This is a genomic window from Nocardioides sp. P5_E3, assembly GCF_054049275.1.
This window is the reverse complement of the sequence record NZ_JBFUMR010000011.1, coordinates 37228-55136: the sequence shown is the minus strand read 5'-3', so window position 1 is coordinate 55136 and position 17909 is coordinate 37228. Positions and strand designations below refer to the sequence as shown.

At 71.1% G+C, this 17909-nt stretch carries 17 protein-coding genes; 4 read left to right on the top strand and 13 right to left on the bottom strand.

The features are described from left to right. Positions 1 to 19: 19 nt before the first annotated feature. The 6 genes from ACXJKB_RS08985 to ACXJKB_RS08960 all read right to left on the bottom strand — a co-directional run bounded on the left by ACXJKB_RS08985 (position 20) and on the right by ACXJKB_RS08960 (position 5630). Positions 20 to 1447, bottom strand: coding sequence for an MFS transporter (locus ACXJKB_RS08985; protein WP_457187500.1), 1428 nt, complete (start codon positions 1445 to 1447; stop codon positions 20 to 22). Positions 1448 to 1530: 83 nt separating this feature from the next. Continuing rightward, the gene (locus tag ACXJKB_RS08980; RefSeq protein WP_457187498.1) at positions 1531 to 2076 is read right to left on the bottom strand and encodes a nuclear transport factor 2 family protein; all 546 of its coding nucleotides are present in this window, start codon (positions 2074 to 2076) and stop codon (positions 1531 to 1533) included. Position 2077: 1 nt separating this feature from the next. Further along, a complete protein-coding gene (locus ACXJKB_RS08975; RefSeq protein WP_457187496.1) occupies positions 2078 to 2719 on the bottom strand; it encodes a CoA transferase subunit B in 642 nt (213 codons plus the stop codon). A gap of 76 nt (positions 2720 to 2795) precedes the next feature. Beyond that, positions 2796 to 3587, bottom strand: coding sequence for a CoA transferase subunit A (locus ACXJKB_RS08970; RefSeq protein ID WP_457187494.1), 792 nt, complete (start codon positions 3585 to 3587; stop codon positions 2796 to 2798). Further along, the gene (gene pcaD, locus ACXJKB_RS08965) at positions 3584 to 4360 is read right to left on the bottom strand and encodes a 3-oxoadipate enol-lactonase (protein WP_457187492.1); all 777 of its coding nucleotides are present in this window, start codon (positions 4358 to 4360) and stop codon (positions 3584 to 3586) included. Before pcaD ends, ACXJKB_RS08970 begins: the two co-directional genes overlap by 4 nt. 52 nt (positions 4361 to 4412) lie before the next feature. Beyond that, complete coding sequence (locus ACXJKB_RS08960; protein WP_457187490.1) at positions 4413 to 5630, bottom strand: acetyl-CoA C-acetyltransferase; 1218 nt, start codon at positions 5628 to 5630, stop codon at positions 4413 to 4415. Positions 5631 to 5852: 222 nt separating this feature from the next. Here ACXJKB_RS08960 and ACXJKB_RS08955 point away from each other — a divergent pair, with 222 nt between their 5' ends. Next, the gene (locus tag ACXJKB_RS08955; RefSeq protein ID WP_457187488.1) at positions 5853 to 6317 is read left to right on the top strand and encodes a hypothetical protein; all 465 of its coding nucleotides are present in this window, start codon (positions 5853 to 5855) and stop codon (positions 6315 to 6317) included. A 3-nt stretch (positions 6318 to 6320) separates the two neighbouring features. On the opposite strand, the gene ACXJKB_RS08950 is transcribed toward ACXJKB_RS08955, so the two are convergent. Beyond that, positions 6321 to 7517: an acyl-CoA dehydrogenase family protein gene (locus tag ACXJKB_RS08950; RefSeq protein WP_457187486.1), complete on the bottom strand. Its 1197-nt coding sequence runs from the start codon at positions 7515 to 7517 to the stop codon at positions 6321 to 6323. A 131-nt stretch (positions 7518 to 7648) separates the two neighbouring features. Here ACXJKB_RS08950 and ACXJKB_RS08945 point away from each other — a divergent pair, with 131 nt between their 5' ends. After that, positions 7649 to 8272 carry a hypothetical protein gene (locus tag ACXJKB_RS08945; protein ID WP_457187484.1) on the top strand — a complete coding sequence of 208 codons (624 nt, stop codon included), beginning with the start codon at positions 7649 to 7651 and terminating at the stop codon, positions 8270 to 8272. Positions 8273 to 8279: 7 nt separating this feature from the next. Here ACXJKB_RS08945 and ACXJKB_RS08940 read toward each other — a convergent pair whose 3' ends face one another. The 6 genes from ACXJKB_RS08940 to ACXJKB_RS08915 form a co-directional block, all read right to left on the bottom strand. Beyond that, positions 8280 to 9725 carry a phospholipase D-like domain-containing protein gene (locus ACXJKB_RS08940; RefSeq protein WP_457187482.1) on the bottom strand — a complete coding sequence of 482 codons (1446 nt, stop codon included), beginning with the start codon at positions 9723 to 9725 and terminating at the stop codon, positions 8280 to 8282. Positions 9726 to 9758: 33 nt separating this feature from the next. Continuing rightward, on the bottom strand, positions 9759 to 10823 hold the full coding sequence (locus ACXJKB_RS08935; RefSeq protein WP_457187481.1) for a hypothetical protein: 1065 nt from the start codon (positions 10821 to 10823) through the stop codon (positions 9759 to 9761). After that, a complete protein-coding gene (locus tag ACXJKB_RS08930) occupies positions 10820 to 11047 on the bottom strand; it encodes a DUF6752 domain-containing protein (protein ID WP_457187479.1) in 228 nt (75 codons plus the stop codon). The genes ACXJKB_RS08935 and ACXJKB_RS08930 overlap by 4 nt, the downstream gene beginning before the upstream one ends. 13 nt (positions 11048 to 11060) lie before the next feature. Beyond that, positions 11061 to 12626 (bottom strand): hypothetical protein, encoded by a 1566-nt coding sequence (locus ACXJKB_RS08925; RefSeq protein ID WP_457187477.1) that lies wholly within the window; start codon positions 12624 to 12626, stop codon positions 11061 to 11063. A 41-nt stretch (positions 12627 to 12667) separates the two neighbouring features. Continuing rightward, on the bottom strand, positions 12668 to 13855 hold the full coding sequence (locus tag ACXJKB_RS08920; protein WP_457187475.1) for an endonuclease/exonuclease/phosphatase family protein: 1188 nt from the start codon (positions 13853 to 13855) through the stop codon (positions 12668 to 12670). Positions 13856 to 13971: 116 nt separating this feature from the next. Then, positions 13972 to 15885, bottom strand: a complete 1914-nt coding sequence (locus ACXJKB_RS08915; protein WP_457187473.1) for an endonuclease/exonuclease/phosphatase family protein — start codon at positions 15883 to 15885, stop codon at positions 13972 to 13974. Between the two features lie 192 nt (positions 15886 to 16077). On the opposite strand from ACXJKB_RS08915, the gene ACXJKB_RS08910 reads away from it, so the two are divergent. After that, positions 16078 to 17373, top strand: a complete 1296-nt coding sequence (locus tag ACXJKB_RS08910) for a magnesium transporter MgtE N-terminal domain-containing protein (protein ID WP_457187471.1) — start codon at positions 16078 to 16080, stop codon at positions 17371 to 17373. Then, positions 17370 to 17882 (top strand): DUF1003 domain-containing protein, encoded by a 513-nt coding sequence (locus ACXJKB_RS08905; protein ID WP_457187469.1) that lies wholly within the window; start codon positions 17370 to 17372, stop codon positions 17880 to 17882. The genes ACXJKB_RS08910 and ACXJKB_RS08905 overlap by 4 nt, the downstream gene beginning before the upstream one ends. Positions 17883 to 17909: the final 27 nt, after the last annotated feature.

Here is a 17909-nt window from a genome sequence, read left to right as displayed (position 1 = left end):
CCATTTGGGGGCATTGCTGTCAGCCCTCGCGCGACCCCGAGAGAGCCGGCTGGGGATCCGCCGCGCCCGCGGGTGCCGGCTCCGCCGCATCCCTGTCGGAGAGGCTGGTCCGGTAGGTCTCCGGAGCGAGCAGCGCCGACACGAAGGTGATGGCGGCCAGCACGATGACGTAGATGCCGACCGGCCAGGAGGCGCCGTTGGCCGAGGCGGCGAGGCTGACGGCGATCAGAGGGGCGAAGCCACCGAAGATGATCGCGGCGAACTCTCGGCTCACGGCCGCACCGCTGTAACGGCTGGCCGTGCTGAACAGCTCGGACAGGATCACGCCCTGGACGCCGAACATGATGCCGACGCTGCCGCCCTGGGCGAGCGCGAGGGCGAGCATGGCGAGCACCGGCCGGCCGCTGTCGACCAGCATGAAGAACGGGAAGGCGAACGCGATCGCGTAGACAGCACCCACCATCAGCACGGGGCGGCGGCCGAACCGGTCGGAGGCGATGCCGGCCAGCGGCGCGGTGATCATCACGACCAGCCCGGCAACGAGGAGGCCGGTCGTTCCGGTCACCCGGTCGTAGCCGGCGTCGGCCATGTAGGAGAGCGCGAAGACCTGGTAGAGGTGGCTGAAGGAGAGGGGCGCCGCGACGAGGCCCATCACCAGCAGCATGCTGCGCCACTGGGTCCGCACCAGCGTGAGGAGCGGTGCCTTGGCCGGGGCGACGTCCTCGGTGGCCTCCTCGAAGGCCGGCGTCTCCTCCAGGCGCAGGCGGATCCAGAGGCCGAGCGCGATGAGCAGCAGGCTCGCCAGGAACGGCAGCCGCCAGCCCCACGCCGCGAACTGCGCGTCGGTGGTCAGCGACGTGGTGAGCAGCAGGGCGCCGGACGACAGCACCAGGCCGAGGTAGACGCCGGCCGCGCTGAACGATCCGAAGAACCCGCGACGGCCCGGCGGCGCGTACTCGACGGCGTACACCGAGGCGCCGCTGTACTCCGCGCCCGAGCCCATGCCCTGCAGCAGTCGCAGCACCACCAGCAGCAGGGGCGCGGCCATGCCGATCATCGCGTGGGAGGGGATGAACGCCATCGCCGTGGTGGAGAGGCCCATCAGCATGAGGGTCGCGATGAGGGCGGGGCGACGACCGTGCTTGTCGCCGATGTGTCCGAAGACCATCGCGCCGATCGGGCGGGCGACGAAGCCGACGCCGAAGGTCGCCAGCGACAGCAGCAGCGACGTCGACTCCGACGCGGTCGGGAAGAACACCTGGCCGAAGACCAGGGCCGCAGCCGCGCCGTAGAGGAAGTAGTCGTACCACTCCAGTGCCGAGCCGAGCAGCACGGCGGTGCAGACCCGCGTGAGCGTACGACGGTCGGTGGCCGGCTGGCCGGTGGACGACCCCGGCGGCGGCCCGGACGGGCCCGACGGGGTGGACGGGTTGAGGGTGTGGGACATCGAGGTCTCCGGTGGTGGATGGCTGCACGCGGGCGCGCAGCAGCGGCTCCCTGCACGTCGTCGTGCCGGGGGTGCGGACCGGGTCAGCGGCGGGAGGCGGTGACCCGTTCGAGGGTGCGTACGTCGGCCGCGGCGCGGGCGGGAGCCCAGCCGTAGCGACCGGGGGCCCAGTCCTCGTCACCGGGGACCCAGAAGAAGAACGTCACCTGACGCTCGGCGAAGCGCCACCGGCCGTCGTCACCGCGGACCATCTGGTCCTGGTAGCGCCCGGCGGCGACGTGGGCGCGACCGTCGACGACACACGGCTGGTCGAGCCACGTCGCGCCGGTCGCTGCGTGGGCAGGTGTGCCCACGAGGTCGATGGTCTCGTTGGAGGAGAAGTGCCACCAGGCCGACAGCGGGCCGTCCTGGAGGTCGGAGAAGAAGGTGCGCAGCTCGTCGTGGCCGCGGGCGGTGGAGAGCCCGACGAACGCGCCGTCGGGGGTGAAGAGGTCGACCAAGTCGTCCCAGCGGCCGTCGTCGAGGGCCTGGCAGTAGTGCGCGCGGAGCTGCCCGATCGCGTGCAGGTCCTCCAGGCGGCGCACGCGTGCGGCCAGGTCCTCTGCCGGGTCCTGCTCGGGCGTCGGCACGTCAGACCCCGACCGGCACCCGGACCGGGGCCCCGGTCCGCTCGGAGATCTCCTCGACGGTGACGCCCGGCGCGAGCTCGACGAGCTCGAAGCCGTCGCCGGCGACGTCGAGGACGCCGAGGTCGGTGACCACGCGGTCCACGACCCGACGACCCGTGAGCGGCAGGTCGCACTCCGCGACCAGCTTGTGGCTGCCGCTGCGCGACACGTGCTCCATCAGCACGATCACCCGGCGGGCGCCGCTGACGAGGTCCATCGCGCCGCCCATGCCCTTGACCATCGACCCGGGCACCATCCAGTTGGCGAGGTCTCCGGCCATGGAGACCTGCATCCCGCCGAGGACGGCGGTGTCGATGTGGCTGCCGCGGATCATCGCGAAGCTCAGCGACGAGTCGAAGAACGAGGCGCCCGGCAGCACGGTGACGGTCTGCTTGCCGGCGTTGATGAGGTCGGGGTCGACCTCGTCCTCGTAGGGGTAGGGGCCGACGCCGAGGATGCCGTTCTCGGCGTGCAGGGTCACCGTCGAGGTCGCCGGCAGGTGGGCCGGGATCATCGTCGGCAGGCCGATCCCGAGGTTGACGTACTCGCCCGGCTTCAGCTCCAGCGCCGCTCGGGCGGCCATCTCGTCGCGTGTCCAGCTCATGCCCGTACTCGCTTCGCTCCGTGGGGCCATGAGGCACGGGTCGCACTGTGTCGATTGATTCGCTCGCTGCGCTCGCTCATGCCGTGGCCGCCTCTCGGGGTCGGGTGGTCAGCTTCTCGATGTCCTTCTCGTGCGCCTGGGCCGGCGTCAGCTCGACCACGCGCTGGACGAAGACACCGGGCAGGTGGACGTCGTCCGGGTCGATGTCGCCGATCTCGACGACCTCCTCGGCCTCGACGATCGTCAGTCGCCCGGCCATCGCGGCCGGGATGTTGAAGTTGCGGGCCGAGGCGTGGAAGACGCAGTTGCCGGCACGGTCCACCTTGGCGGCCCGGACGAGGGCGACGTCGGTGACGATCGACTCCTCCAGCACCATGTCGATGCCGTGGAAGGTGCGTACCTCCTTGGGCTCCGAGGCCAGCGCCACGGTGCCGTCGGGGTGGTAGCGCCAGGGCAGGCCGCCCTCGGAGACCATCGTGCCGACGCCGGTCGGGGTGAAGAACGCCCCGATGCCGGCCCCGCCGGCCCGCATCCGCTCGGCGAGGGTGCCCTGCGGGGTGAGCTCGACGGTCAGCTCACCGGCGAGGTACTGCCGGCCGAACTCCTTGTTCTCGCCGACGTACGACGCGATGACCCGGGTGATCCGCCGTGCCTCGAGCAGCAGGCCGAGGCCCGCGCCGTCGACGCCGCAGTTGTTGGAGACGACCGTGAGGTCGTCGGCGCCCTGGTCGAGGAGGGCGCTGATCAGCGTCCAGGGGATGCCGACGAGGCCGAAGCCACCGACCGCCAGGCTGGAGCCGGGCGCGATGTCGGCGACGGCCTCATCGGCGCCGCGGACGACCTTGTCGATGCGGTCGATGGTGCTCATGCCGATCCGCCCTTCAGGTGCGCGATGATCGCGGGGGTGATGGTCTGCGGCTGCTCGGCGTTGGCGAGGTGGGCCGACTCCGGTACGACGAGCAGGCGCCCGTCCTGCACGCTGTCGGCGATCGCCTCGAGGTGCGGGGGAGGGGTGGCCGGGTCGTCGGCGCCCGCGATCGCGAGCGTCGGGGCACTGATGCCGGGGAGGTCGTCGCGCAGGTCCATCTCGGCGATGACCTCGCAGCACGAGGCGTAGCCCTCGGCCGGGGTCGCCGCCACGATGCCCTCGCACGCGGCCTTCACGTCGGGGTTCTTCTCCAGGAACTCCGGGGTGTACCACCGCGCGACGACGGCCTCGGCCACGGCGGTGCTCCCGTTCGCGCGCACGGTCGCGGCGCGGTCGTGCCACGCGCTCGACGGCTCGAGCCGGGCGCCGGTGCACAGCACCACGAGGCGGTCGACGCGATCGGGGTTCCGGGCGGCGAGGCGCATGCCGGTCATGCCGCCCAGCGAGAGGCCGACGACGTGCGCCTTCTCCACGCCGAGGGTGTCGAGCAGGGCGATGACGTCGTCGGCGAGGTCGTCGATGTCGTAGGGGCCGTGCGGGACGGGCGAGCCGCCGTGGCCGCGGGTGTCGTAGCGGACGACGCGGAAGTGCTCGGCCAGCTCGTCGGCCTGGGCGTCCCACATGGACGTCGTGGAGCCGAGGGAGTTGGACAGGACGACGACGGGCGCGTCCTCCGGCCCGGTCACGACGTGGTGGACCTCGACGGCGCTCATTTTCGGGGTCCCTGGTCGAAGCGGAGCGAAGCGAGCATTCGGCTGGGGTGAATCATGACGCGACCCGCTCGAAGATCGCGGCGAGGCCCTGGCCGCCGCCGATGCACATGGTCTCGAGGCCGTAGCGCGACTCGCGGCGCTGCATCTCGTGGGCCATGGTCGCGAGGATGCGGGCGCCGGTGGCACCGACGGGGTGGCCGAGGGAGATGCCCGACCCGTTGGGGTTGAGCCGCTCGTCGGTGGGGTCGACCTTCCACTCGCGCAGGCAGGCGAGCACCTGGGCGGCGAACGCCTCGTTGAGCTCGATCAGGTCGATCTCGTCGAGGGTGAGCCCCGCGCGGTCGAGGGCGGCGGCGGTCGCGGGGACCGGGCCGATGCCCATCACCTCGGGGCCGACACCGGCCACGGCCCACGACCTCAGCGCGAGCAGCGGGCGCAGGCCGCGACGCTCGGCCTCCTCGCGGGTGGTCACGACGCACATCGCGGCGCCGTCGTTCTGGCCGCTGGCGTTGCCGGCGGTGACGGTGGAGGCGTCGTCGATCTTCTGACGCACCGGCCGCAGAGCGGCCAGCTGCTCGAGGGTCGTCTCGGGGCGGGGGTGCTCGTCGCGGTCGACGACGACGTCCGGCTTCCCGCGGCGGCCCGGGACGGTGACCGGCACGAGCTCGTCGGCGAACCGGCCCGCCTCGTGGGCGGCACCGGCCCGCTGCTGGGAGCGGACCGAGAGCTCGTCCTGCTCCTCGCGCGAGATGTCGTACTCCTTGCGGAGGTTCTCGGCCGTCTCGAGCATGCCACCGGGGACGGGGTGGTCCTTGCCGCCGGCGGTCTCGCGGGCGCGGACCAGGCGGTCCATCAGCTCGACCGAACCGCCCTTGACCCCGTTGCGCAGGCCGAGGGCGTAGTGCTCGACGTTGGACATCGACTCGGCGCCGCCGGCGACGATCAGGGTGCCGCCGCCGCTGGCGATCTGCGAGGCGGCGTAGAGCACCGCCTGCAGGCCGGAGCCGCAGCGACGGTCGAGCTGGAGGCCGGGCACGCCGGTGCCGAGACCCGCGTCGAGGGCGGCGATGCGGCCGATGGCCGGGTTCTCGCCGCTGGGGTAGCAGTTGCCGAGGATCACGTCGTCGACGTCGCCCTCCTGCAGGCCCGTCCGACGCACGAGCTCGGTCAGGGTGGTCGACGCCAGGTCGACGGCGGACAGGGAGGCGAACGCGCCCCCGAAACGACCCACCGGGGTGCGCACGGGTTCACAGATGACGATGTCGGGCATGGATCGAACCTAATCGTGACGTTCGATACAGTGAAGTATCCGTTTGGCTGTCACTGAGACGTCCGACGTCCTAAAGCCTGATGGTCGGTCCCGGCGCGTCGACCCTTGCGGCCGGGGAGCGCCCGGCGCGACCATGGGAGCCGGCGAGGGGGGAATCGCGTGGACGCAACGAGATGGAGTGCTCGTGCACTGATCGCCTGCGCGGTCGGCGCGACATTGGTGGTGGCAGGGACGGCGCACGCGGGCACCGCCGCGTTCGAGGACCCGGTCGGCGACTCGACGTCCGTCGACATCAGCCAGGTACGAGTCATCCACAGGAACGCGGTGAAGGTGAGCGTCCGCTCGGCCGTCCCGTTGGCGGCGGGGCAGGTCTACTCCTTCTGGATCGACACCGGGCGCGGGCCGCGGCCGACGTTCCACGTGTCGTTCCGCGCCAACTCCGACTTCAGCGACTCGCTCGCGGTCGTGCGGTCCTTCGGTCAGCGACCGACGCGCGTGGTGCGGTGCCCGGGCATGCGCGCCCACGCCGACATGTTCGACGAGGCGCCGGTGTCGCTCCGCATCCCCCGGCGCTGCATCGGCGACCCGAAGAGGGTCCGCGTGGCGGTCAAGTTCGAGGACGAGACCACCGGCTCGGTCGACTGGGCGCCGGAGCGACGGACGTTCACGCCGTGGGTGGCGCGGTAGCGGTCAGCGCAGCTGGTAGTCCTTCAACAGCGAGCGGCCGATGATCATCTTCTGGATGTCGGAGGTGCCTTCGCCGATGAGCATGAACTTCACCTCGCGCATCAGGCGCTCGATCTCGTACTCCTTGGAGTAGCCGTAGCCGCCGTGGATCCGGAAGGAGTCCTCGACGACCTCGTTGGCATACTCACTGGCGACCATCTTCGCCATCCCGGCCTCGACGTCCATCCGCTKSCCGGTGTCCTTCAACCGSGCGGCCTTGACCATCATCGTGTGGGCGACCTCGACCTTGGTGGCCATCTCSGCGAGCCGGAACAGCACCGCCTGGTGCTCCGCGATCGCCTTGCCGAAGGTCTTGCGCTGCTGGGCGTAGGCGATCGCGAGCTCGAACCCACGCCACGCCAGMCCACACGCGCGGGCRGCGACGTTGACCCGGCCGACCTCGACGCCGTCCATCATCTGGAAGAACCCCTTGCCCGGCTCMCCACCCAGCACCTGCTCGGCGGCGATCTGGTGGCCCTCGAGGATCAGCTCGGTCGTCTCGACGCCCTTGTAGCCCATCTTGTCGATCTTGCCCGGCACCGTGATCCCCTGGGCGGTCTGACCGAACCCGGCCTCCTTCTCCACCAGGAACGTCGTCATGTTCTTGTACACCGACTCCGCACCCTCGTCGGTCTTCGTCAGCACCGCGACCAGCGTCGAGGTGGCGCCGTTGGTCAGCCACATCTTCTGACCCGTGATCGAGTACGACCCGTCCTCGGCGCGAGTGGCCTTCGTGGACACCGCGGAGACGTCACTGCCGAGGCCGGGCTCGGACATGGAGAACGCGCCACGGACCTCGCCGGTCGCCATCCGCGGCAGGTACTTCTGCTTCTGCTCCTCGGTGCCGTGCCGCAGCAGCATGTAGGCCACGATGAAGTGGGTGTTGATCACCCCCGACACGCTCATCCACCCACGGGCGATCTCCTCGACCACCAGCGCATAGGTCAACAGCGACTCGCCGAGCCCGCCGAACTCCTCCGGGATCGTCAGCCCGAACACGCCGAGCTCCTTCAACCCCTCGATGATCTCGGTCGGGTACTCGTCGGCGTGCTCGAGCTCCTGGGCCACCGGGATGATCTGCTCGTCCACGAACTGCCGGACAGCCTTCAAGATCTCGGACTGGTCCTCGGAGAGGCCATCGGTCTGGCAGAGGCGGGGCATGTGGTGGCTCCTGGGCGCTCGCGGCTGGATCGCTCGGAGTCTAGTTATCGATCATTCACCCTGGGCAGGTCCCCGCGCCGAGACAGTCGTCACACCGCAGGCGGGCATGGCCTGCGTGAGAGACTCGGTGCATGCGAGCAACCCGTGCGATCGGACCAGCCCTCGGAGCCTCCCTCGTCCTGCTCCTCGCAGCGTGCGGGGACGACGCACCCGACACCGGCGTCGACCCGTCGTCGGAGACCTCCCCCTCGGAGACGTCGTCAGAGACGTCGTCAGAGACGCCCAGCGAGACCCCCAGCGCCACACCGGTGGAGCCCGTCGACTTCGGATCCGAGCCCGCCGTGGCCCCCAAGTACAAGAACACGGCCCTGCGCGCGACGAGCGGCGGCCTCATCACCATGGTCCCCTCCACGCTGCCCGACGGGTGGACGACGGTGGGCGGCGGCTACCAGCGCGAGCCGCAGTGGTGGCGGATGGAGTTCACCGCACCGACCGGTGACGTGGTCCTCGACCAGCTGCCCGGCACCAGCGACGACGTGCTCGCCGACCAGACCGGCCTCACCGCCACCGACGACGTCGATCTCTCGGCATGGGGCACCGGCGCGTGGTCGGCGTGGGACCACGACGGTGCGATCGTGCTGGCCCACGACCTGAAGGGCAGCACGGTGGTGCTGCAGGGCCCCGACCTCGAGACCGTCCGCGGCCTCGCCGAGTCGCTCCTGCCCGCCGACCAGGCCGGCGAGCAGGAGGGCTGACCTCAGGTCAGTCGTTCTCCCAGGTCGGTCCGCCGGACTTGAGGCGGTCGGGCTCGACCGTCACCATCGGGCCGACGCCGACGCGGCGGCCGTTGACGGTCTTCCAGGACGAGTACGTCGTCGTGTAGGCGTCGCGGCTGAAGGGCTTCTGCCACATGAGGTTGAAGTTCTCCATGTAGTCGCGCACGTTGCCGCGCCCGTGCATGCTGAACAGGATCTCGTCCTGCGGGGTGCCGAGGCTGGACCAGTTGGTCGAGCCGGTCCACACCATGTTGCTGTCGACGACGCCCTTGTAGGACCCCTTCAGCACGAAGTACTTGTGGTGCGTGTAGCGCTCGATGTTCTCCGGCATGTTGTCGATCTCGGAGTCACCGGTGGGCACGTCCTCCTTGAGGTTGAACCCGGTGGACCGCAGCGGCACGCGCCCACGCGCGGTCGGGGCACCGATGTGCTGCTTGGTGTGGAAGCCCATCAGGCCGTAGTTGACCCGCAGGTTGCAGCCCGCGCCGTAGAGCTCGCGCAGCTTGTCGGCGATGTAGTTGCCGCGCTTGCCGCGCATCGAGTGCATCGACAGCGCGAGCTGGGTGCGGCGCTGCACGCCTGTCGCGTCGGTGTAGACGCACTGGATGTTGTTGAGGATGTCGAGCACGGCGTCGTTGGACGGCGTCGTGTAGCGGGGAAAGACGATGTTGTAGTACTTGTGCTGATCGCCGGCGGGGCAGTTGAGGCCCGCCTCGCAGAACGCGTAGGTCGCCCGACGCTTGTCCCAGTCGGGACGCATGTCGTTGAACAGGGCGATGTACTGGTCGTACAGCGTCGTCTTGCCGACCGTCGTCCACAGGTCGTTCCACTGCCAGCGCACGGCGTTGAGGGTCATGTTGTAGGACCCGAGCATGACGACGTCGCGGTTCTTGCCGGTGCGGCTGAACAGGTAGAACTTGCTGTGCAGGTTGTTGTACTCGTTCTCGTCGGCCCGACAGCCGGAGACGCAGCGCTTGAGGAAGTTCTTCTTCTTGGTGTTTGCGCCCAGCACCTTCTGGATGCGCACCTGCGCCCCGGGCACCAGGTGGTCGTTGAGCAGCACCTTGACCTTGACGCCGCGCTTCTTGGCGCGGATGAGCTCGTCGGCGAAGACCTGCCGGTCGAGGGAGTAGGCCGAGATGGTGATCTTCTCACCCTTGGGCGTGTTCCGGATCGCACGCAGCACGTGGCGCTCGATGACGAAGCGCTTGCTGGGGATCATCGGGTTGTTGAACTTGGCCCCGGTGGGGACCTTCCACTTCTTGTTCGGCTTGCCGGGCTTGCGCGCGGCCAGTGCAGCCGACGTCGCCGGGGCCGCGGCGGCCGGGCTCGACGTGGGAGCCGACGCAGCGGAGGCGGCACTCGAGATGGGCGCGACCAGCGAGGCCATCAGCCCGCAGGCAGCAAACAGGGCAACGAACTTCGAACGCACTAAGACTCCTACGTGGCACCAGAGGCGCCCGGATCAGAGATTCCCCCGACGTGGCGGCACATCACCTGTGCTCGCGCGGACGTCGGCCACGATATCAGCGACGAGTCGGGACGCCGATTCGAGAAGTTCGTCGGTGGTGACCGTGTCGGGCTCGCGGCCCGACGCCCCGCCGGCGTCCGCCGTGAGCGCCGCCAGGTCCCCCAGCACGTGGAAGCCCCGGTCGGCGATCAGCGCGGTGGCCGCCCGGTCGAGCTCGGCGAACCGAGCGCGGTGGTGCTCCGGCAGACCGCCACGCTCGCGCGGCTGCCGGGCGAGAAGGTCCTCGGCGAGGTAGCCGCGGATCCACACGCCGCGCTCCTGCGCGGAGTAGGGCGGGAGGTGCTTGTTGACCAGCCGGAGCGTCTCGATCTGGACGATCCCGAGGGCGGGGTTGACCGCGTCGGTGGGGGCCTCGTAGGCATCGGGGTCGATGCCGAGCACCTCGGCGAAGTGCCGCCAGTGCAGGTCGCGCGGCTGACCTGCGCCGGGCATCACCAGGACGTGCACCCGGTCGGCCGGCAGGTCGGGTGTCCAGCGCTCCAGGACACCGGCCAGGTCCCAGGTGCGCATGCTGAACTCGGGCCCGCCCGCGGCCTTGCCGGCCATGACGGCGTCGAGGCCTACGGTGCTGCCGTTCTTCACCGACTCCTGCCACCCGGCCGAGACGACGCTCGCGGCGTCGCGGGCCGTCACGACGAGGTGCACCTCGGCGTCCGGGAAGTCGGCGATCGCCCGCGACGCCTGCTCGGCGCTCGCGCCGCAGAGGAACTCGTGGGTGATCAGCACGTCACCGGTCTGCGCGGACGCCTCGTCCACGAGCCGCCGCCACGCCCCGGGGGCGTCGGCGTGGCGCCGCGCCAGCCTGGGCCGCTCCTGCAGGTCGAGGGCCGCCCAGAGGTGCTCGCGGTGGCCGAACCCGGGCAGGAACAGCCCCGCCGACCGCAGGCGGTCGCGGTTGGCCCACACGACCTGCTGGAGGTACGTCGTACCGGTCTTGGGCAGCCCCACGTGCAGGAAGACCCGGCGCTGACCGCCGCGGTCGCCTGAGCCAGGGCTCAAGAGAAGTCCCCGCGGTACTTCCCGAGCAGCTCCTCCAGCCTCTCCTCGTCGCGCGCGGCCACGGGCAGCAGCAGCTCGGTCACGACGTCGGTGAGCTCGGCCAGCCGCACGTTGAGGGCGCGGTTCTCCTGGACGGCCTCCTCGAGGGCGGCGACGCGCTTCTCGAGGTTGCCGTCGACCTCGAGGCCGGAGCCATGCCGCTTCCGATTGCCCAGTCCGAACATGTCTGCTCCCACCTCACGCGTTCCAGTCGATGATCATGCGGCACACCTGCGAGCTGCCGGGGGCGTCCGAGACGTGCTCGCGGACCTCCTCGAGGACCCGGCCTCCCGACTCCTCGACCTCGGCCGCGACGATCGCCGGGTCGAGGGGCTTGCGGGCTCCGGTGCGGCGAGCGTAGCCGTCGCGCCCCTTCTCGCTGAGGAACTGCAGGTGCAGGGTGCCGTTCGTCCCGGCCAGGACCATGCGGGCCGAGCGCAGCATGTTGAGCCGGCCACGGCGCCCGAGGCGCTCGACGACGTGGACGCAGCCGACGGCGCGCGGGCCGGGCATCCGGGCGATCCAGGCGGGGACCGCGAGGACGTGGCGCAGCTCGAGGAGGTTGAAGAGCTGGAACGTCACGCGCGGGTCGTCGGCGCGGCGCTCCGCCTCCGCGTCGTAGGCGTAGGGCTGGAAGTCGAGACCGATCGCGGTGACGCCGCGGTCGGCGAACCACGCGACGTCGGTGCCGCGCCCGCAGCCGATGTCGACGTACGTCGCGAGGTCCGGGTGGCGCTCGGCGACCGCCTCGGCGACGGCCGAGACCGACGTGGAGTGGTGCGCGGTGCGCTTGTGGTAGGCGTGCCACCCGGCGCGGCCGGTGCGCATCCCGCGGAACCAGCCGTTGAACAGCTCGATGGTGCTCGCGGGGGTGGTGAACTTGTAGGCCGGGTCGGGCACGCGCCAGCGGGGGCCGTAGGTGGCGGTGAGGAACTTGTCGGTGTCGGCCGGGACCGGGAGCTCCCGACCCTCCAGCGACGCCGTCCCGAGCGGGTAGATCCACTCGCGCCGGAAGGGGACGGCGATCTCGCCCATGAGGTAGAGGGTGCCGTCGCGCATGAACCCGCCGAAGACGTCGAGGCCGCGGTCGAGGCCGTCGCTCTCGAGCACGTGCACCTTCAGCGCGATGGCGCTGTAGCGCGTGACGCGGTAGCCCATGTCGGTGAGCGCGCGCTGGATCCGGAACGACTCCCGGATCACGTCGACCGGGTGGTCGTGGGTGCTGACGTAGCCCAGGTCGGCGTCGCTGTCGTGGCCGATGAGGCCGCCGTCGCGGATGGCGCCGAGGGCCGTGCCGTAGGCGAGGAAGGCGTCGAGCCCGACCTGCCGCAGCGCGCCGAGCACCTCCTCGATCGCGTCGAGCAGGGGCTCGACCTGCGCGGCGTCGCGTGTGTCGAAGGTCTCGACGAGCTTGAGGGACTTGTCGAGGCTCAGCGGGCGGCCGGCGGGGTTGACCACCTCGATCCGGTCCGGACGCTCCCCGAACTGCACGGTGCGCGAGAACAGCACGGCGTCGCTGCCGGGGTCGCTCAGCGTCACCTCGGTCACGCCGTCGAGGAACGGGCGCAGCGGCTTCGGCCAGGTGAGGGTGACGCCGTCGTCGCCCTGCTCACCGTCGCGCAGCAGCCAGAAGGACCAGATGCGGCGGCCGTCGAAGGCGACGTCGACGAGCTGGTCGCGGGTGCCGGCGACCAGCAGGCCCGCGGCGTCGATCCGGAGGACCTCCAGCGCGGCGGCACGCCTCAACTGGCTCAGGGACCTCACGCGGCGGACTATACCGAGCGGCAGGCGCCGGGCTTCAGCGCCTACTGGCCCTCGCCGTCGGTGTCGGCGTCGGGCTGGACCTCGGTCTCGCCGTCGTCCCCGGTGAGGGTCGCCGTGCTGTGCACCATGCTGTGGTCCGAGGCCTGGCCCGTTCCGGTGACGGAGTAGCCGGTGAAGGCGACGCCGGTGGAGCCGAAGACCCAGTCGACCTGCATGCTCGGCGGCGGGGAGCATCCGGCGGCCGAGCTGCCTCCCGCTGCTGCGGTGAAGATGCCGCCGGCGGTGAAGCGGCAGAAGATCTCGGCACGCTCGTTGTAGTCGCCGGTCGCGATCACCGGGGTGCCGTCGGCCTGGTGCAGCTCGGTGAGGTGGGCGACCTCGATGGCGGCCGCCTCGGCCCGCCAGCGAGCGTTGTTGCCGAGGTTGGGCGTGTCGGCGGGGTTGTGGAAGTTGGCGAACCACGCCCGGCGACCGGTGCTGATCGACTCCAGCAGGACGACCGGCATCGCGATGCGGCTGCCGCCGGCGTACGGGATGGAGAGCGTGTGGGCCTCCACCAGCTGGAACACGTCGGAGCGCCAGGCGATGTTGAAGCGCACGGACTTGTTGCCCAGCGACATCCCCGGGTAGAGCGAGTACTCACCCGCGCGCGAGGTGAACATGCCGTACTGGCTCTGCTCGAACTCCTGGAATCCCACGACGTCGATGCCGTTGCTGCGCAGCGCGGCGATGGACATGTCCATGCGCGGGCCGCCGTCGGGGAAGCCGGGCTTGTTGCCCCCCGGCCCCGTGTGCGAGTCGCCGAGGACGTTGTAGGACGCGACCTGGAACTCGAACGGCTGGGTGCGCCGCTCGACCACCTTGACCTGCCGGGAGACGCGGGCGGCGAGCCGGCGCTGGGCGGCACGGAAGCGGCGTACGGACTCCTCGAGCTGCTCGGGCTCCGCGTGCTCGGGCTCGGCTCCGGCCGATCCGGACCGCTCCCCCGCACCGTCGTCGTCGCCCGACCCGTCGGGGTCGCCCGATTCGCCCGTGTCGTCCGAGGCGGCCGTGGCCTGCGAGGCGTCCGACCGGTCGCTGGCGACGTCGTCGACCGCCGAGTCCGACCAGAACGACGCCCACACCACGGCCGCGACGACCGCGAGCACGAGGAAAGGAGCCCACAGCTCGACGCGCGAGCGGCGCGGGCTGCCCGCACTGCTCGTCGTCTCGGGGTCCTTGTGCTTCACGGCCACCTTCTGCGGAGGGCGAGCCGACGGCCCCGGCGGACGACTCCACGCCGGGCGTGGACGGCTCAGAGAGGCAAGCCTAACCGGGCGCCGTCACCCGGCACCAACCGTCGCGGTCAGGACCCGGGCACCAGCAACGGGTCGAAGACCTGGAACCGCTGCTCCGGGTCCATCGAGGACGCCGGTACCGGCGGGACACCCAGCGAGCGTGTCACCAGGTTGGTCAGGTCGCCGACCCGGATGGGCTGGGTGCCGGAGTAGCCCGGCTGCGCACTGCCGGGTGAGGTGAAGGACGGGTTGAGCGCGTAGAGGTCGCTGCCGGCCGGGACACCCGGACCGGTCACCCACATCGGCACCTTGTAGCTCTTCGCCCAGGTGCGCGACGACCCGCGCGACTTCTGCGCGCCGCCGGTGCCGGTGACGATGAGCAGCGTGGTGCCGTTCATCTCGGGCGACTTGGCGATGCTGCGACGGATGCCGGCCACCTTCTGGAACGCCTTGCGGACCGCCTTCTGGTACGCCTGGCCCTTGAAGCCACCGTCCAGCCCGGCCTTCATCACGCCCGAGAGCTCGATGACGCTCAGCTCGGCGGGCTTGCGCTCGATGGTGTCGCGCCACCAGCCGACGCTCTTCGAGTCGTCGCGCATGATCTTGAACCGGTCGATCTTGGCGGTGCCGTCGTCGACGCCGTAGGGGTCCTTGCCGCCGCTCTTGCGGTTCCAGCTGCGGAGGACGAGCTGGTTCTCCTTGCGGCTCGAGGCGAACATCGTCCGCCCCGAGTTGTTGTGCGCGAGGTCGAAGAGGCTCGAGACGTACTGGCCGGCCGAGTCGTGGACCGTGGACGGGAGCGTCTTCTTGGAGCCGACGCCGTGGCCGCCGGCCTTGGGGAACACCCGGCGTCCGGTGAGGAGCGACATCAGGTTGGCGTCGGCCTGGGTGTTCTCGGTGACGGTCCGGGCGTTCATCGTCGACGTGCCGTTGGTGGCCATGCGGGTGGCCTCGCCCGGGGCGCTCGAGCCGCCCGCGATGGCCGAGGTCAGGCCGGGGACGGCGACCACCACGACGTGGTCGACGCCGACCGGCGCGGAGGCCGGGACGACGACGTTGGCGGTGTAGAGCGGGTGGTCGCTCGTCTTGGAGACGTAGTCGTTCCACACGCGCGTGTAGCTGTTGAAGAACACGTCCTTGGTGCCCATGATCCAGTCGATCGCGCCGCCACCGGGCGGCGAGCACGTGCTGCCGTCGACGAAGCCGCCGCTCGCCGACCACATGTTGGCGCCGGGGGCGACCTTGCAGTAGTAGCTGCCGCGCTCGTTCTTGTCGCCCAGCGAGATGAACGGAGCGTCGGGGTAGGCCGCCCGCAGCTCGTTGGCGAGGGCGACCTCCATCGCGAAGCCGGCGTCGCGGTAGGCCTGCGCCGCACCGCGGACGTCGGCCGGGTTGTGGGTGTTGAAGAACCACACGCGGCGGCCGGTGGCGACGTTCTGCAGGAGCACGGCCGGCATCCGGCTCGGCGCGCCGTCGAAGTAGGGGATCGGGAGGGTGCGCGCCTCGAGGAGCGTCCAGACGTCGGTGCGCCACCCGATCGAGTTGACCGACGGACCGGCCGGGTTGTCGAGGCCCGGGTAGGTCTGCCACGACGTGCCCATCAGCTCCGCGAAGCGGGCCGCCTGCGGCGGCTGGAACTCCTGGAAGCCCACGACGTCGAGGGTGTTCTGCCCCAGCAGGGAGACGACGCGGTCCATGCGCACCGTTCCCGACTCCCAGCCCTTCCGGTTGCCGCCGGGAGCGGTGTGGTCGGCGCCGAGGACGTTGAAGTTGCCCACGCGGAACCCGGTGGCCGGGGTCGTCTGCGGGACCTCCATGGTCCGGGCCGCGACGGGCGTGGCGGCGGGCTCGGCCGCTGCGGCGGGCGTGAACCCGGCGTCGGGCGCGGCCGGGGCCACGAGCAGGGCCGTGGCGAGCGTCAGGCCGACGGCGCAGAGGCGTCGGAGGGAGGACGGGCGCGAGGAAGCAGTCGTGCCGGGCATGGAGGGGGCCTCACAGATGTCGGGGAAGTGGCGTCGTCGAGGTGACCCGACCGTGACCCCTCCCCACACGTCGTCGACGTGTCGGCCCGGGTCCGATCGATGTGACAGAAGTGACTCGTGCGACGTCAGGGTACACCACGCGCGCGGCGTGGAGGCGGTTCACGAAGGACGGGGCACGCTAACGTTGCGGGCGTGAGCACCACCCCGACCCGCGTCTTCGTGGCCCGGCTCGTCGGGCTGCCGATCTTCGACCCCCAGGGCGACCAGGTGGCCAAGGTGCGCGACCTGGTCGTCGCGCTCCGCACGGAGACGAGCCAGCCGCGCGTCCTCGGCATGGTCGCCGAGGTGTTCGGCCGACGCCGGATCTTCGTGCCGATGACCCGGATCACCGCGATCGACAGCGGTCAGGTCCACACGACCGGGCTGCTCAACATGCGCCGGTTCGAGCAGCGCTCGACCGAGACGCTCGTGATGGGTCAGATGCTCGACCGCACCGTGACCATCAAGGATCCGGCCAAGGACGGCGGCACCACCGGCGTGGTCTACGACGTGGCGATGGAGCAGGCCCGCAACCGTGACTGGGTGCTGTCGCGGGTCGCGGTGCAGGAGCCGAGCAAGGGCTTCCGGCGGCGCGGCCAGACCCACGTCGTGGAGTGGCGCGACGTCACGGGGCTGACGAAGCACGAGCCCACGCAGGGCGCCACCCACCTGATCGCCGCCCTCAACGAGATGCGCCCGGCCGACGCGGCCAACATGATCCACGACCTCCCGCCGGAGCGGCGTACGGCCGTGGTCGCGGCCCTCGACGACGAGCGCCTCGCCGACGTCCTGGAGGAGCTCCCCGACGAGGACCAGGTCGAGATCCTCGAGCACCTCGACTCCGAGCGCGCTGCCGACATCCTCGAGGAGATGTCGGCCGACGACGCTGCCGACCTGATCGCCGACCTCAACCCCGAGACCGCCGCCACCCTGCTCGGGCTGATGGAGCCCGAGGAGGCCGAGGACGTCCGGCGCCTGATGTCCTACGCCGACGACACGGCCGGGGCGATGATGACGCCGGAGCCGGTGATCCTCTCCCCCGACGCCACCATCGCCGACGCGCTCGCCCACGTGCGCAACCCCGAGCTCACGCCCGCCCTCGCCGCCCTGGTCTACGTCTGCCGCCAGCCCCTCGAGACCCCGACCGGCAAGCTCCTCGGCGCCGCGCACATCCAGCGGCTGCTGCGCGAGCCCCCCTCGACGCTGGTCGCCGCCGCGCTCGACGAGTCGATGGACCCGTTGCGCCCCGACGCATCCCTGGACCAGGTCGCCGCCCACCTGGCGACGTACAACCTGGTCGCGGCACCCGTGGTGGACGACGAGGGGCGCCTGATCGGCGCGGTCACCGTCGACGACCTGCTCGACCACATGCTGCCCGAGGGCTGGCGCGACCGCGCCCCGCGGCCCGGCCGGATCAACGGCGGACCGAGCGCGGGGAGGGCCGGGTGAGCGCCGACCGCCGGACCCGCCTCGACACCCCGCGCGAGACGCGCCGCCAGATCGTGCGGCGCCCGAGCGTGGACGCCGACACGTTCGGCGTGTTCGCCGAGTCGTTCGCCCGCTACATGGGCACCGCGAAGTTCCTGCTCTGGATGACGATGTTCGTCGCCGCCTGGATCTGCTGGAACGTGCTGGCCCCCGCGGACCTGCGCTTCGACGAGTTCCCTTTCATCTTCCTGACGCTCATGCTCAGCCTCCAGGCGTCCTACGCCGCCCCGCTGATCCTGCTCGCCCAGAACCGCCAGGAGCAGCGCGACAAGGTGGTCGCCGAGCAGGATCGCCAGGCCAACGCCCGCGCCCACGCCGACATGGAGTTCCTGGCCCGCGAGGTCGCCTCGCTGCGGATGTCGGTCGGCGAGGTCGCCACCCGCGACTTCCTCCGCTCGGAGCTCCGCGGCCTGCTGGGTGACATCGAGGACCTGTCGCGCCGCGAGCCGGAGGACGAGCCGGGACCGTGAGCCCACGGGGTGGCTCGTAGACTTCCC

Bases quoted from the DNA above. Each gene is read 5' to 3' on its own strand.
- ACXJKB_RS08945 (WP_457187484.1), top strand. From the start codon at position 7,649: ATGCGAGCAACCCGTGCGATCGGACCAGCCCTCGGAGCCTCCCTCGTC.
- ACXJKB_RS08975 (WP_457187496.1), bottom strand. From the start codon at position 2,719: ATGAGCTGGACACGCGACGAGATGGCCGCCCGAGCGGCGCTGGAGCTG.
- ACXJKB_RS08915 (WP_457187473.1), bottom strand. From the start codon at position 15,885: ATGCCCGGCACGACTGCTTCCTCGCGCCCGTCCTCCCTCCGACGCCTC.
- ACXJKB_RS08970 (WP_457187494.1), bottom strand. From the start codon at position 3,587: ATGAGCACCATCGACCGCATCGACAAGGTCGTCCGCGGCGCCGATGAG.
- ACXJKB_RS08985 (WP_457187500.1), bottom strand. From the start codon at position 1,447: ATGTCCCACACCCTCAACCCGTCCACCCCGTCGGGCCCGTCCGGGCCG.
- ACXJKB_RS08930 (WP_457187479.1), bottom strand. From the start codon at position 11,047: ATGTTCGGACTGGGCAATCGGAAGCGGCATGGCTCCGGCCTCGAGGTC.
- ACXJKB_RS08960 (WP_457187490.1), bottom strand. From the start codon at position 5,630: ATGCCCGACATCGTCATCTGTGAACCCGTGCGCACCCCGGTGGGTCGT.
- pcaD (WP_457187492.1), bottom strand. From the start codon at position 4,360: ATGAGCGCCGTCGAGGTCCACCACGTCGTGACCGGGCCGGAGGACGCG.